Here is a 15,100-nt window from a genome sequence, read left to right as displayed (position 1 = left end):
GATCAGGCGTGGTCGATGACGATGCCGTCAATCTCGTTCGCGACATCCTCCAGCGCGTCGGTGATCCGTTCGAGATGCTTGTAGATCTCGCGGGCGACCATGAACTTCATGGCGTCATCGCCATAGGCCTTGAACGCGCGGCGCACGCCCGCGTCGTGGATGTCGTCGGCATGCCCCTCCATCCGCACAAGACGCTCGGTCAACTCGTGCAGGCGGACGCCGTTCTTCGCGACATCGCGCAGCAGCGGCATGGCTTCGGCAGTCAGCCGCGCGGCATCGACGATGATGGCGACGATGTCGCGCATCTCGGGCTCGAACGTGTCGACCTCATACAGGTCGACTGCGGCGGCGGCGGCCTGCATCTCGTCGATCGCGTCGTCCATCGCGCCGATCAGGCTGGTGATCGCGCTGCGGTCGAACGGGGTGAGGAAGGTCTTGCGGACGGTTTGCAACACTTCGCGGATGATTCCGTCCGCGTCATGCTCACGCTCCATGATCTCCCGGATATGGTCGCTGGTCGCGCCATTGCCCTGGAACAGACGCGATAGCGCGTCGGCGGCGGCGGTAATGGTCACCGCATGCGCCTCGAACAGTTCGAAGAAATTTCCGGTCTTGGGCAGAAGGCGCTGAAACCACGCGAACATTTGGCTTGCTTTCGATTTTTGCGCGACGACGGCGAGCATGCTCGTCCGCCGCGCGGCGGCATTGAATTCGGTCGGGCCGAAGCTGCGGATCAGCTCCCGAAGGTCGGGCTCGTCGACCGCCTCCGCGGCTTCGGCAAGCGTGAACCAGCGGCGCTCGCGCTGATCCTGCTCCTTCCAGCGCGCCAGTTCGGCGGTGACGGCGAGCGGGAACACCTCGACATCCGCCATCAGATGCGCACCGTTGCCGCGCCGCTTGCGATAGCGATAGGCGCCGATCGGGGTGGGGCAGGCGGCACCAATCACGCCCGCCTCTTCCTCCGCCTCCTCGGCGGCGGCGAGGTGCGGGGGCGTGCCGTTGGCGACATTGCCCTTCGGAATCACCCAGCGACCCGTGCCGCGCGACGTGACGAGCAGCACGCGCACGGGGGCGTCGATGGCAGTGCCATCGGTGCGATAGGGCAGGGCGGCGATCTGGCGAATGGCTTTGGCTCCGGGTTGCGGCCCGATGCCCGATTTCACCGAATGTTACAATCGTGTGAAGTTACTGTGACACTTCTTGGCTGATTTCAGCTGCGCTGAAACGGCACCGGCCCGCTCCCCCACCCGGCCACCCATATGATGCTCGCGCTGGGTGGCCGGGTGGGGGAGCGGGCCGGTCCCGCCAAACAGAAGGTGACGCTAGAAATCCACCAGCAGCGACGCGCGTGTCGTCGTGTCGGTGCTCTTGCGGCCGTTCGGCGGCGCGCTTTCGTAGTTCACAGCGTAGGACATCTGGGTCGAGAACGGGCCGAATAGTTTGACGCGCAGCGCCGATTTGCCGGTGATCGTGCTGTTCTGCTGCTCGACGAACGCCGAGGCGTCCTGGCTGAAGGTGACGCCTCGGCTCAGCTTCCAGTCGAGGTCCAGCTTGCCGCGTGCCGCCACTTGGCGCTCGGTCGGGGCGGTGACGAACTCGGTGTAGCGGAACGCCGGGCCGATTTCGAGGTCGAGGGTCAGCGCGGGGGACTTGACCGCCGAATAGCCGGCGCCGGCCGAGATCGCATAGCGCTCGTCGAAGCCAAGGAAGCGGTCGCTTTCAAATTGCGCAGCACCATAGACATAGGCGCGGTCGTCGATCTTCCAGTTCGGCTCATAAGACGCGAGATAGCGTTCGCGGACGGTCTGGCCGAGGCTTTCCTGATAGTCGGCCTGGATGCGCAGCTTGTGCCGCCAGCGCAGCGCCTCCCGCTTGAGGTCGAGGATACCGGTCAGGCCGAGCGTTTCGGTGTTGCCGGTGGTGAAATAGCCGCCCAGCTCGGCGCGCCCCTTGATCAGGTCGAGGAACTTGGCTTCGCGCAGGCGGCGCTCGGCGGCTTCTTTGCGTTCACGTTTCCATGCGCTTGCCGTCTTTTCAAACTGCGCTGCGCGCTCCTTGTCGGCGGCCTTGGCATATTTGACGATCGCGTTGACCGCGCCCTCGTCGCCCGCCTTCATCGCGGCGTCGAGCATCGCCTTGACCTCCGACGAGCGCTCGACCGACTGGTTGGGCGGCGGGGGCGGGGGTGCCTCCTGCGGCGACGATGCGGTGACATCGGCGTTGGCGAGCAGCAGCGGGGCTGCGACGAGCAGGAGCAGGGATGTGCGCATGTAACCGGTTACTATCCGATTCCGGTCAAAAGATCGAGTGCGGTGCAACATCAGGCGCGCTCCCCATCGCTTAGGCCCAGCGGCTCAGCGAAAATGTCGAGCAGCCGGACATAGAGATCGCGCTTGAACGGGACGATCACGTCAGGCAGCTCGCGCGGGTCGAGCCAGCGCCACGCGCGGAATTCGGGTTCGGCCGTCGCGATGTCGATCGCTTCGTCGCCAGCGGTCAGGCGGAACAGGAACCAGCGCTGACGCTGGCCGCGCCATTTGCCCTTCCACACCTTGCCGATCAGATCGTCGGGCAGGTCATATTCCAGCTCGATGTCGGGCGCGGCGAGCAGATCGACATGGTCGCGGACGACGCCGGTCTCCTCCCACAATTCGCGATAGGCAGCGTCGAGCGGGTCTTCGCCCGGATCGATCCCGCCTTGCGGCATTTGCCACGCCTCCAGCGTCGAATCGAGGCGCTGGCCGACGAACACCTGGCCGTGCGCGTTGCGCAGGATCACCCCGGCGCAGGGGCGATAGGGAAGGGCGTCGCGGTCAATCATGCGGCGGCCTGCGCCATCACGCGGTTCGCCTCGGCCTCGGTCAGCAGCGCGCGGAACGCGATGAGCATCGCAGCCACGTCACCTTGGGCGGAGGGGATTGCACGGCGCAGCGTGATGAAGCCGTGGATATTGCCCACTGCCTCACGAAACACGACCGGCACGCCGGCAGCGGCGAGGGCTCCGGCATAGGCGCGACCCTGATCGCGAATCGGGTCGAGGCTGGCGGTGAGGATCAGCGCGGGGGGCAGGCCCTCCAGCGTCGCATGGCGCATCGGCGAGGCGCGCGGATGGGCGACATCGGCGGCATAGCATTCGTTGAACCAGTCCATCGCCTTGGCCGTGAGCAGATAGCCGTCGCCGAAATGGTCGGCCGAGGGGTAGCTGCCGCCGACGTCCGCTGCAGGGTAGATCAGCAGCTGACCGATCACCGGGACCGCAGCGGGGGTGTCGCGCAGGTCGATCGCGGCGACTGCGGCGATCTGTCCCCCGGCGCTGTCGCCCGCGAGCGCAATGCTGGTGACCGCGCGGCCGAGCTCTGCGGGGCTGGTCGCGACCCAGCGCGCTGCCGCTTCGCAATCGTCCGATGCGGCGGGCCAATGGTTTTCCGGAGCCAGGCGATAATCGACCGACACCACCGGCAGGTCGAGCGCGCGGCTCAGCTCGGCGGTGAAGCTGGCATGGCTGTCGATATTGCCGATGACGAAGCCGCCGCCGTGAAAAAACAGCACGACCGGGCCGGGTTCGCGCTTCTCCCGCACGTCGAACAGGCGGGCGGGGATGTCGCCAGCGGGGCCGGGGATCGTCAAATCCTTGATCGTTGCGAGTTCGCCCAGCGGCAGATCGACTAGGTCCTTCATCGCCAGATATTGCGCGCGATAGGCCTCGGGCGTGGGCGGCCAGGGCATTTCGGGCATCGCGGCGAGCATGTCGAGAAAGGCGCGGGTGTCGGGACGGACGAAATGGTCGGCCAAGATCGGGTCTCCTCTTTTGATCCCTATAAGCCGGGGCAAGACCGCTCGTCCATCGGACACCCATGTCATAAACTTGCTATGCCAAGGTCGCGGATTTGTCGCGAAGCCTTCATGCTGCAGTCGCGAAACGACATTAGCCGCCCCCCTAACGATCAGGGGGATCCGAAAATGAAACTGTTGCTGTGCGCCACCGCCACTCTGCCGGCCTTTGTCTTGTCCGCGCATGCGCAGGAGGTTGCCGATGACGAGATCGTCGTGACCGGTCAGCGCGCGCAGCAGGAGCGGGCGATCGAGATCAAGCGCGACGCGATCGGGATCATCGACGTTGCCGCAGCGGACGAGATCGGTCGCCTGCCCGACCGGAACGTCGCCGAAGTGGTCGAGCGGCTGCCCGGCGTCGGCGTCACTTATGACCAGGGCGAGGGCCGTTATGTCGCGATCCGCGGTATTCCCTCCGACCTCAACAATTACACTTTTGGTGGCGTCGAGATTGGCAATCCGGATGGCCAGAACCGCTCGCTGCCGCTCGACATCGTGTCGGGCCAGCTGCTCAATCGCGTTGAAGTGAGCAAGGCGAAGACGGCCAATCAGGACGGGCAGGGGATTGGTGGCTCGATCAACCTGGTGCCTCAGACTGCGTTCGATTTCCGCGATCGCTTCATCCTTCAGGCCAATGGACAGGTCGGCTATCAGGAGCTGAACGAGAAAGTGCCGGTGCGCGGCGACGTGAGCGTCGGCGCGCGCTTCGGTGCGGATGAAGAGTTCGGCGTGCTGATCGGCGGCAGCTATTCGGAGCGGACCTTTGCCAGCTATGGCGTCTATCCCGACGACTGGCGCCCGGTGTCGGGCGCTGCGCGCGGTGGGATGCCGATCAACATCAAATATACCGACTACAGCCTGAAGCGCGAACGGATCGGCGCAGCGGGATCGCTCGACTGGCGCTCCGGCGATCATGAACTCTATCTGCGCGGCATCTATTCGAAGTTCACCGAGGACGAATATCGCCAGCGCTATCGCCTCGATTTCGCGACCGATGCGCTGATCGCATCGCCGGCGTTCAGCTTCGCGGCGGGCGGCAACAGCGGGACAGTCACTGGAACCCCGAATGTCGGCGTCGGCGGTGGCAGCGGCCCGGAGCGCCGTCAGGACTTGCGCCTTGAGTATAAGGAAAAGTCGATCCTGGCCGGGATGCTGGGCGGATCGAGTCGGTTCCGCGACGTGAAGGTCGATTATGTCGTCGCGCGCGTGCACAATGAGGTGCGCGAGCCGAACCAGTTGTGGCAGTTCCGCTGCAACCCCGGCACGGTCGATTTCAACTTCGCCGAGCGGGTCTTTACCGCAACGCCCCGCACCGAATGCGCCGCCAGCCAGCTGAACTTCCGCCAATATGCCGAGCAGTTCGAGACGGGCGACGAGGATATCTGGCAGGGCAAAGCCGACCTGACCTGGACGATCCCGGGCATGGAAGACAGCTTCGTTGCGGCGGGCGGCAAATTCCGCCTGACCGATAAGAGCTTTGACAGCCGCAACGATAGCTGGACCCGTGGTGGCAACGCGACAACGCGGTTCACCCTGGGCCAGTTCAATCTCGCCGGCCCGACCGTGCTGGTCTATCCCGACGGCGACGACCGGCCCTATGCCAACGGCCCGACGATCGACGCGGCTGCGATCACCACCTGGACCGCCGCCAATTTGGCCGGCCCCTATTTCGTTCGAGACAATGCCGCGACGCTGGCGAATGCCACGCTCAACGACATCTTTATCGAGGAAGATGTGTGGGCGGGCTATGCGATGGCGAGCCTGAAGTTCGGGCCGCTGACGATCACGCCGGGTCTGCGCTATGAGCGGACCACCAGCACGGTCACCGGATCACGGTTGCAGAACGGCACGACCATCGTACCGGTGCAGGAGCGCAACCAATATTCCGACTGGCTGCCCAGTATCATCATCCGCATGGACGCGGGCGACAAGTTCAGCTTCCGCATGGCCTATACCCGCAATCTGGGGCGCCCCAACTACAGCCAGCTCTCGCCCGGCGGCGCGCTCTCCTATGAGGAGGGCAACGGCAACGGGACGTTCGAGGGCAGCTTCTCGACCGGCAACCCCGATCTGCTCCCCTATCGCGCGGACAGCCTCGACCTGTCGGCGGAATATTATTTCGCCAAGGGAGGGCTGATCTCGCTCGGCGCGTTCGTCAAATATATCGACAACCCGATCTTCACCCAAAACTACACGCTGACGAACACCAGCTTTGCCGGCCTCAATTTCGAGCGGTTGAGCTTCTCGCAGCCGCAAAATGCCGACAAGGCCGAGCTGATCGGGGTCGAGGCGGCGTTCCAGATGCAGTTCACCTTCCTGCCGGGCTTCCTCTCGGGCTTTGGCTTCGAGGCGAACGGCACGCTGGTCAGCTCGTCGCTGACGCTGCCCAATGGTCGCGTCTCGACCTTCCCGAGCCAGTCGGAGTTTCTCTATGGTGCGCAGCTCTTCTACCAGGCCGGGCCGGTCGAGGCGTCGGTCGCGTACCACAATACCGGCGCATCGCTGATCGCGGTGGGCGGGCTGGCCTATCAGGATCAGTATAATGACGATTTGCGCCGGCTCGACGCCAAGGTGAAGTTCCAGATCACCGAGAATATCTCGGTCTTCGCCGAGGCGCAGAACCTGACCGACGAGCCGACCCGTCAATATCAGGGCGACCGGACCGACTGGTTCGTGCAGAATGAACGCTATGGCCGGACCTTCTGGGCCGGCGCGTCGGCGAAATTCTGATGAGCCTGCTGCTCGCCCTTGCCCTTCAGGCGTCGCTGGTGGCGCCTGAGGTTTCCCGGATCCCCGCCGCCGACGCCGATCAGGGCGTCGCGGCGGGCGTGCGCGACCTGTATGCGATCGACAACAATGTCATTGCGCGGATCGACCGAACGACCGGCAAGACCGTGGCACGCTGGGAGGGCAGCAAGACGTATTACCCGCACATCAACAGCTGTATCCTCAAGGGGCAGCGGTTGGTGTGCGCGGCGTCCAACTATCCCTCGGTGCCGCAGGCGAGTTCGATCGAAATGTTCGACGCGCGGACGCTGAAGCCCGTCGCCAGTCGCAGCCTTGGGCCAGGGCGGGGGTCGCTGACTTGGCTCGACTGGCATCAGGGAAGCTGGTGGGCGTGCTTCGCCCATTATGGCAAGCGCGGGGGCGAGCCGGGCCGCGATGCGCGCTACACCACGCTGGTGCGGTTCGACGCGAACTTCGTCGAGCTGGGCGCGTGGCTATTCCCCGACAGTGTGATCGGACGCATGGCGCCGTATAGCGCGTCAGGTGGACGGTGGAACCGCGACGGGATCCTCTACATCTCCGGCCATGATTTGCCCGAACTCTACGCGGTCAAGCTGCCACCGGCGGGGACGGTGCTGGAGCATGTCGCGACGATCGCGGTCCCGACCGGCGGGCAGGCGATCGACTGGGATCCGATCGACCCGCGGATCTTGTGGACCATCGACCGACAGCAGGGCTTTCTGGTGTCCAGCCGCGTCCCCCCGGTGCTCCCGGCCAAGTGAAGCTTGCCGACAACAATAGAAGAATTTCGCTGTCGTCTGCGCAATCATGCTGCTAGGGGGCCAGCATGTTTCGAAAACGGCCCATTATCACCACCCGGACCGCGACCCGCCGCTGACAGGCTGGTCGCGCGGGTCCGGGTATCCGCCGCGAAACATTTCCGAAGGCGCGCCACGCATGGCCGCTGACTTCCCACCGAAGAATGACTATGTGCCGACCCGTATTCCGGGCGGCTCGACCGCATGAAAGGGTCTATTAATGGGTTACCGTGTCGTAGTCGCAGGCGCCACCGGCAATGTCGGGCGCGAAATGCTCGCCATTCTGGCCGAGCGCGAATTTCCGATCGATGAGCTGGCCGTGCTCGCATCGTCGCGCTCGACCGGCGATATGGTCGATTTCGGCGAGACCGGGAAACAGTATAAGGTCCAGAATATCGACCATTTCGACCCGACCGGTTGGGACATGGCGCTGTTCGCGATCGGGAGCGAGGCGACCAAGGTGCATGCGCCGCGCTTTGCAGCCGCCGGCTGCACGGTGATCGACAATTCGTCGCTCTACCGCATGGACCCGGACGTGCCGCTGATCGTGCCGGAAGTGAACCCGGAGGCGATCGACGGGTATAAGGCGAAGAACATCATCGCCAACCCGAACTGCTCGACCGCCCAGATGGTGGTGGCGCTGAAGCCGCTGCACGATGCGGCGAAGGTCAAGCGCGTCGTTGTCGCGACCTACCAGTCGGTGTCGGGCGCCGGCAAGCAGGGCATGGACGAGCTGTTCGAACAGTCGCGCAACATCTTTGTCGGCGACAGCGCCGAGCCGAAGAAGTTCACCAAGCAGATCGCGTTCAACGTGATCCCGCATATCGACAGCTTCCTGGACGACGGTTCGACCAAGGAAGAGTGGAAGATGGTGGTCGAGACTAAGAAAATCCTCGACCCCAAGGTCAAGGTGATCGCCACCTGTGTTCGCGTGCCGGTGTTCGTCGGCCATAGCGAGGCCGTCAATGTCGAGCTGGAGAACGAGCTGTCGGCTGAAGACGCGCAGAACATCCTGCGTGAGGCGCCGGGGATCATGCTGGTCGATAAGCGCGAGGATGGCGGGTATGTGACCCCGGTCGAGTGCGTTGGCGACTATGCCACCTTCGTCAGCCGCGTGCGCGAGGATTCGACCGTCGAGAACGGCCTCGCTTTCTGGTGCGTTAGCGACAATCTGCGCAAGGGCGCGGCGCTGAACGCGGTGCAGATCGCCGAACTCCTGGGCCGTCGTCACCTCAAGAAGGGCTGAGCGCCCACACATGGGCCTCCCCGCCGCGCAACGCTGGTGGCTGCTCGCATGCCTTGCGGGCGTCCCGCTGAGCGCGGTGGGGGCGGCCTATCCGCCCAACACCTGGCTGCAGGTCGGCCCAGTGGTGGCTGGCGTGCCGCTGGCATGGTGGGCGCTGCGCCGCTGGCCGTTCAGCACCGCCAGCGTGGCATGGGCGTGCAGCTTCGTCTTGCTGCACCTGTTCGCCGCGTGTTGGACCTATAGCAGCGTGCCGTACGATGCCTGGGGGCAGGCGGCGTTCGGCTTCAGCATCGATGCGGCGTTGGGGTTTCAGCGCAACATGTTCGACCGGCTGGTGCATTTCGCGTCGGGGCTATGCTTCGCGCTGCCGCTGGTCGAGGCCGGGATGCGCCACGCTGGCCTGACGCGGCGGATGGCGGTGGTGTTCATGCTGCTCGCTGTTCTGGCGATCGGTGCGGTCTACGAAATCTTCGAATGGATGCTGACGCTGGGCCTCAGTTCCGAAGCGGCCGAGCAGTATAATGGGCAGCAAGGCGACATGTTCGATGCGCCCAAGGATATGGCGCTGGCGCTGCTCGGCGCGCTGATCTGGATGATCAGTGCCCGGCTGCGGCAGGGTCGTGCGCAATCGGTGCCTTGGGGCGCTTGAGGAACAGCACCAGCGGGATCGACGCGGCCGTGACGATCATCATCGCGTGGAAATCGTTGAGATAAGCGATCATCGCCGCCTGGCGCGTGACTTCGGCATTCGCCATCGCCAGCAGGGTATCAGCTTGGCCACCGAGATTGGCGAGCAGGCCCGGGTCGAGCGTCTGGAGCCGTTCGGGCGTGATGTTCGGGGCGAGATCGGCATGGCTGACCTGCGTGCTGCGCGCGAGGATCGTCGTGACAAGCGAGATGCCGATCGACGCGCCGATGTTGCGCGACAGGTTGGTGAGACTCGCCGCCTCGGTCCGCTGATGCGCGGGCAGCGTGGCGAAGGCCATGCCGTTGAGCGGCATGAAGATCAGCCCCATGCCGAGCCCCTGAATGAGCCCCGCCACGATGAACGGCGTCGCGCCCATCTCCAGCGACCAGGTGGTCATGTCGTACAGTGACCAGGCCGCGAGCGCGAAGCCCGATCCGACCAGTAGCCGCGGATCGACCCCGCGCGCGACCAGCCGGGCGGACAGGCCCATCGTCACCAGCACGCCCACCCCGCGCGGCATCATCAGCAACCCGGTGTCGATCACGGGATAGCCGTAGAGCGACTGCAGCATCGGCGGGAGCAGTGCCATCGTCGCCATCATCACCACGCCCACCACTTGCATGAATGCGAGTGCGGTGACGAGGTTGCGGTTCTTCCACAGGCTGCGCTCGAACATCGGGTTCTTGCCCGTCGCCATATGGACGACGAACATCCAGATCGCGGTGCCGGCAACGATCGTCTCGATCCAGATTTCGGGCGAGGAGAACCAGTCCGCATGCTGGCCCCGGTCGAGCATCAATTGCAGCGCGCCGATGCCGACTGCGAGCAGGGAGAAGCCGAACACGTCGAACGCGCGCTTGCGCACCGGGCGGCTGGGCAGCAGCCACCACAGGATAACGAGGCAGATCACGCCGAGCGGCAAATTGACGTAAAACACCCAACGCCAGTTGAAATTCTCGGTCAGCCAGCCGCCGAGCACCGGCCCCAGGATCGGGCCGATCATGATGCCCATGCCCCACACCGCCATCGCCTTTTGCTGATCCTTGGGCGCGTTGATGTCGAGCATCACGGTCTGGCTGAGCGGGTTCATGAATGCCGCTGCGATCCCCTGCAGGATGCGGAACAACACCATCTGCTCCAGGCTCTGCGCAGCGCCGCACAGCGCCGAGGCGATGATGAACCCGACGATCGAGATCAGGAACAGGTTGCGCGACCCGATCCGGTCCGACACCCAGCCGGTGATCGGGATCGCGATGGCCGATGCGACGATATAGCTGGTGAGCACCCAGGTGATGGTGTCCGCCGTCGCGCCGAGCGAGGTCTGCATATGCGGCAGCGCGACATTGGCGATGGTGGTGTCGAGGATCTGCATGATCGTCGCCAGCATCACCCCGAACGTCAGCAGCCCCTTGTTGCGCACGGGCAGCGCCGCCTGACCCGCCGGGGGTGGGGCGGGGGGCGTGTCGGCGGCGGGGATGGCGGCGCTGGCCATAAGTGGCCCCTACTTGCTCGTGTCGACCGTGACTTCAGCGGAAAGGCCGGCGATCAGTTGGCGCGGGCTCTTTTCGTCGATGGCGATGCGAACCGGCACGCGCTGGGTCACCTTGACCCAATTGCCATTGGCGTTCTGGGCCGGGAGTACCGAGGTCTCCGAGCCGGTCTGCGATCCGATGGACGCGACATGACCCTTCAGCTTCAGACCCGGATAGGCGTCGAAGCGGACCTCGGCGGGCTGGCCGATGCGCATGTCGGCGAGGTCGGTTTCCTTGAAATTCGCCTCGATCCACGACCCGCCGGAGCGCACGAGCGTGACCGCAGGCAGGCCCGACATCATCATCTGCCCGACCTGCAACCGGTCGGCTTGGCTGACCACGCCGTCCACCGGTGCGCGGCGCACGGTGCGTTCAAGGTCGAGCAGCGCCTTGGCGCGCTGGGCGCGACCGGCGGCGATGGCGGGATTGACGCCCGGCACTGCGCTGCCGCTCGACAGCTTCGCACGTGCCTCATCGGCGCCAGCAAGCGCGCTTTGCAGGCTGGCGCGGGCTTGTTCGACGGCGTGTTCGGCCTGCTCGAAGCGTGCGCGGGTGGTGAAACCGCGGTCCATCAGCGCCTTTTGCCGGGCATAGTCCTCCTGGGCCGAGGCGATGCGGTCACGCGCTGCCTGGATATCCGCGCCCGTCCCTTGATAATTCGCTTGCAGCGTCGTCACCTGAACCTGGGCATTGGCGATTGCGGCGTCCGCCTGCGCGACCGCGATGCGATAGGGTTCGGGGTCAATGCGGAACAGGATGTCGCCCGCCTTGACGCTCTGGTTCTCCTTGACCGCGACTTCGACGATCCGCCCCGCGACGTCGCTCGCGACCGACACCTTGTCCTGCTGGACATAGGCGTTGTCGGTCGAGACGGTGCCGCCTGACAGCGACCACCACAAAGCGATCGCGCCGATGACGACCAGCGGCACGCCGAACATCAGGATCGGGCGCAGCAGGTTGCGCTTCGGCTTTACCGCCACCGGTTCCGGGGTGGTCGTAGCTTCGATGCGGGGGTCGGCTTCAGCCATTGGCGGCCTCGTTGGACTGGTCGGGGTTGAGATTAGCGCGGAGCTGTTCGAGCAGCGCGTGGAGCTTGGCCTGATCCGCGACGCTGATGCCATCGGCGGCATCGACGAACAGGGAATCGGCGATGCCCTTGAGCTGCAGCAGGATCGGCTGGGCGGCATCGGTCAGGTGGATGCGCCACACGCGGCGGTCGCCGGGATCGCGGCGGCGCTCGACCCAGCCAGCCTCTTCGAGCCGGTCGATCATCCGGCCGAGCGTGATCGGTTCGACTTCGAGCAATTCGGCGAGCATGCCCTGGTTGCTGCCCTCATGCCGCTTGAGCACGCTGAGCGTCCGCCATTGCTGACGAGTGACGCCGATCAGACGCGCACGCTCGTCGAAGCGCTTGCGGAGCAGGCGGGACACGTCGCTGATCAGGAATCCGAGTGAGTCGGTCATGAGCGGCGATATAATAAGCATGCTTATATAATGCTACGTCTATAAGTTGCGTTTTGCGACGTATACGATTGCGCCGAATGCAAGCTGCCGGGGTTCCACCGTCGCGCGATCCGGTGCATCAGGCCGGCATGACCGATACATTCAAGACGTTCGAGAGCTTCGACGGACAGCGCCTGGCCTGGCGCGAGATGGGTGAGGGGCGGCCGGTGGTGCTGATCCACGGCTATTTCTCAGACGCGCAGACCAACTGGATCAAATATGGCACTGCGGAAAAGCTCGTCGCTGCCGGGTTCCGCGTGATCATGCCAGACCTGCGCGCGCATGGTGACAGCGCCCGGCCGCACGATCCCGCCGCTTATCCGTCAGACGCGCTGGCGCAGGATGCGGAGGCGCTGATCGCCCATCTGGGCCTGACCGATTATGATCTGGGGGGCTATTCGCTGGGCGCGCGGACGACGGTGCGGGTGCTGGCGCGGGGGATTGCGCCGAAGCCGCGGCGCGTTGTTCTGTCGGGACTTGGCGATGAGGGCGTGACCGATACTGGGCGCCGCACGGGCTTTTTCCGAAGCGTGCTGACCGGGTTCGGTAGCTTCGTGCGCGGTGACCGCGAGTTCATGTCGCAGGCGTTTCTCAAGACCACCGGCGGCGATCCCGAGGCGCTGCTCGGCATTCTCGACACCTTTGTCGATACGCCGCCAGAAGCCGTGGCGATGCTCGACGTGCCGGTGCTGATCGTTGCCGGGGCGGAGGATGACGAGGTGGGGTCGTTCATCGGGCTGGCCGAAATGCTGCCGGACGCGCGCTTCGTCGAGGTGCCCGGCAATCACATGAGTGCGGTCACCCGCCCCGAACTTGGCGACGCGATCGTAACATTTCTGACCGCTTGACCCCCTGCCGAGGCAGGCGCAGGTTGCGCGCATTCAACATCATAGAATCTGAGAGGGATTGATGATCCGCACCGGAATTTCCACGATCGCGCTGGCGGTCCTGCTGGCGACCCCCGCCGTCGCGCAGACGAAGGCGCCCACGACCGCGCCGACCGCGGCTGAGGCCGACGCGTTCATTGCGCGCGCGACCAAGGCGTTCGAGGAATTCTCCGTCGACGACGCGCGGATACAATGGATTTATGCAACCTATATCAATGACGACACCGCCGCACTGGTCGCAAAGAGCGGCGCCAAGGGCACAGAGCTGGCAGTCAAATACGCGCTGGAGGCGGCGAAGTTCGACAAGGTGAAGGGGCTGTCGCCAGACACGCGTCGTCAGCTCGACATTCTGCGCAGCGCGATCACCTCGCCCGCGCCGACCCGCGACGGAGCAGCGACCACCCTCGCCAAGCTGCAGACCGACATGCAGACCGTCTATGGCACCGGCAAGGGCACGCTGAACGGCAAGCCGATCAACGGAAGCGACATCGAGGCGGCGATGGGCACCAGCCGCAATCCCGATGATCTGAAGGAAATGTGGACCAGCTGGCACGACAATGTCGGCGCTCCTCAGCGTCAGGATTACCAGCGCGCCGCCGGCCTGCTGAACGAGGGCGCGCGCGAGCTCGGCTTCAAGGATGTCGGCGCGATGTGGCGGTCGAACTACGACATGCCGCCGGAAGAGTTCGCCAAGCTCACCGACAAATTGTGGAACGAGGTGAAGCCGCTTTATGAATCGCTGCACACCTATGTCCGCTGGAAGCTGAACGAAAAGTACGGCGACGCAGTCCAGTCCAAGACGGGCCCGATCCGCGCGGACCTGCTCGGCAACATGTGGGCGCAGGAATGGGGCAATATCTATGATCTGGTCGCGCCGGCGGGGGCGGGCGATCTTGGCTTCGACGTCGGCGAATTGCTGGTCGCCAAGGACTATGACGCGATCAAGATGGTCAAGGCGGGCGAGGGCTTCTACTCGTCGCTTGGGCTTGAGCCCATGCCAGAGACCTTCTGGAAGCGATCGCAGTTCGTGAAGCCTGCTGACCGTGAGGTGCAGTGCCATGCGTCGGCGTGGAACCTCGACAACGTCGACGACCTGCGCATCAAGATGTGCATCAAGGTGAATGGGGACGATTTCGTCACGATCCACCACGAGCTCGGCCACAACTATTACCAACGCGCCTATAATCAGAAGCCGCTGCTCTATCGCAACGGTGCGAATGACGGCTTCCACGAGGCGATCGGCGATTTCGTCGCGCTGTCGATCACGCCCGATTACCTCGTCTCGATCGGGCTGCTCGACGAGAGCAAGGTGCCGAGCGCGGACAAGGATACCGGACTGTTGCTGCGTCAGGCGATGGACAAGGTCGCGTTTCTGCCGTTCGGCCTGCTGATCGACAAATGGCGCTGGGGCGTGTTTTCGGGTGGGATCCCGGCGACCGGTTATCAGGGTGCATGGGATGCGCTGCGCCTGCAATATCAGGGGATTACGCCCCCGGTGAAGCGCGACGAGACCAAGTTTGATCCGGGTGCGAAATACCATATCCCGGCGAACGTGCCCTATACCCGCTACTTCCTCGCACGGTTGCTGCAGTTCCAGTTCTACAAGGCGGCGTGCGATCAGGCCGGGTGGAAGGGGCCGCTGCACCGCTGCTCCTTCTATGGCAACAAGGAGGTCGGCGCGAAGCTGAACGCGATGCTGGAAATGGGCGCGTCCAAACCGTGGCCCGATGCGCTCGAGGCGTTTACCGGCAGCCGCGAGATGTCCGGCGCCGCGATGGTCGAGTATTTCGCGCCGCTGAAAGCGTGGCTCGACGAGCAGAACAAGGGCAAGCCCAAGGGCTGGTAACGAATAAGGCCGCCGCGAGATG

At 64.7% G+C, this 15,100-nt stretch carries 13 protein-coding genes; 6 read left to right on the top strand and 7 right to left on the bottom strand.

Annotated features, from left to right (window positions below):
* Positions 1-2: 2 nt before the first annotated feature.
* The 4 genes from KYX69_RS15060 to KYX69_RS15045 form a co-directional block, all read right to left on the bottom strand.
* Positions 3-1,106 carry a DUF47 family protein gene (locus KYX69_RS15060; protein WP_300498673.1) on the bottom strand — a complete coding sequence of 368 codons (1,104 nt, stop codon included), beginning with the start codon at positions 1,104-1,106 and terminating at the stop codon, positions 3-5.
* A gap of 216 nt (positions 1,107-1,322) precedes the next feature.
* On the bottom strand, positions 1,323-2,270 hold the full coding sequence (locus KYX69_RS15055) for a YdiY family protein (protein ID WP_300498638.1): 948 nt from the start codon (positions 2,268-2,270) through the stop codon (positions 1,323-1,325).
* 50 nt (positions 2,271-2,320) lie between these two features.
* Positions 2,321-2,821, bottom strand: coding sequence for an RNA pyrophosphohydrolase (locus KYX69_RS15050; protein ID WP_300498637.1), 501 nt, complete (start codon positions 2,819-2,821; stop codon positions 2,321-2,323).
* Positions 2,818-3,735 carry an alpha/beta hydrolase gene (locus tag KYX69_RS15045; protein ID WP_300498672.1) on the bottom strand — a complete coding sequence of 306 codons (918 nt, stop codon included), beginning with the start codon at positions 3,733-3,735 and terminating at the stop codon, positions 2,818-2,820. Before KYX69_RS15045 ends, KYX69_RS15050 begins: the two co-directional genes overlap by 4 nt.
* Positions 3,736-3,960: 225 nt before the next feature.
* Here KYX69_RS15045 and KYX69_RS15040 point away from each other — a divergent pair, with 225 nt between their 5' ends.
* The 4 genes from KYX69_RS15040 (at position 3,961) to KYX69_RS15025 (ending at position 9,271) form a co-directional block, all read left to right on the top strand.
* Positions 3,961-6,561: a TonB-dependent receptor gene (locus tag KYX69_RS15040; RefSeq protein ID WP_300498636.1), complete on the top strand. Its 2,601-nt coding sequence runs from the start codon at positions 3,961-3,963 to the stop codon at positions 6,559-6,561.
* Positions 6,561-7,340 (top strand): hypothetical protein, encoded by a 780-nt coding sequence (locus KYX69_RS15035; protein ID WP_300498635.1) that lies wholly within the window; start codon positions 6,561-6,563, stop codon positions 7,338-7,340. The genes KYX69_RS15040 and KYX69_RS15035 overlap by 1 nt, the downstream gene beginning before the upstream one ends.
* Positions 7,341-7,596: 256 nt before the next feature.
* Positions 7,597-8,622, top strand: coding sequence for an aspartate-semialdehyde dehydrogenase (locus KYX69_RS15030; protein ID WP_300498634.1), 1,026 nt, complete (start codon positions 7,597-7,599; stop codon positions 8,620-8,622).
* A 10-nt stretch (positions 8,623-8,632) separates the two neighbouring features.
* Entirely contained in the window at positions 8,633-9,271 is a 639-nt protein-coding gene (locus tag KYX69_RS15025) for a DUF2238 domain-containing protein (protein WP_300498633.1), read from the top strand.
* On the opposite strand, the gene KYX69_RS15020 is transcribed toward KYX69_RS15025, so the two are convergent.
* Genes KYX69_RS15020 through KYX69_RS15010 form a run of 3 tightly spaced genes read right to left on the bottom strand, consistent with a single transcriptional unit; the run spans position 9,219 to position 12,306 of the window.
* Positions 9,219-10,802: a DHA2 family efflux MFS transporter permease subunit gene (locus KYX69_RS15020; RefSeq protein WP_300498632.1), complete on the bottom strand. Its 1,584-nt coding sequence runs from the start codon at positions 10,800-10,802 to the stop codon at positions 9,219-9,221. The genes KYX69_RS15025 and KYX69_RS15020 overlap by 53 nt on opposite strands.
* A 9-nt stretch (positions 10,803-10,811) precedes the next feature.
* Entirely contained in the window at positions 10,812-11,870 is a 1,059-nt protein-coding gene (locus KYX69_RS15015; RefSeq protein WP_300498631.1) for an HlyD family secretion protein, read from the bottom strand.
* Complete coding sequence (locus KYX69_RS15010) at positions 11,863-12,306, bottom strand: MarR family winged helix-turn-helix transcriptional regulator (RefSeq protein WP_300498630.1); 444 nt, start codon at positions 12,304-12,306, stop codon at positions 11,863-11,865. The genes KYX69_RS15015 and KYX69_RS15010 overlap by 8 nt, the downstream gene beginning before the upstream one ends.
* A gap of 128 nt (positions 12,307-12,434) precedes the next feature.
* Between KYX69_RS15010 and KYX69_RS15005 the strand changes: the two genes are divergently transcribed.
* Together KYX69_RS15005 and KYX69_RS15000 are read left to right on the top strand one after the other, a co-directional pair.
* Positions 12,435-13,193, top strand: a complete 759-nt coding sequence (locus tag KYX69_RS15005; protein ID WP_300498629.1) for an alpha/beta hydrolase — start codon at positions 12,435-12,437, stop codon at positions 13,191-13,193.
* A 61-nt stretch (positions 13,194-13,254) separates the two neighbouring features.
* On the top strand, positions 13,255-15,078 hold the full coding sequence (locus KYX69_RS15000; protein ID WP_300498628.1) for a M2 family metallopeptidase: 1,824 nt from the start codon (positions 13,255-13,257) through the stop codon (positions 15,076-15,078).
* Positions 15,079-15,100 lie beyond the last annotated feature (22 nt).

The organism is Sphingomonas sp., from assembly GCF_030145815.1.
GTDB lineage: Bacteria > Pseudomonadota > Alphaproteobacteria > Sphingomonadales > Sphingomonadaceae > Sphingomonas.
The sequence above is the reverse complement of the archived record's forward strand: the minus strand, read 5'-3'. Positions and strand labels throughout refer to the sequence as shown.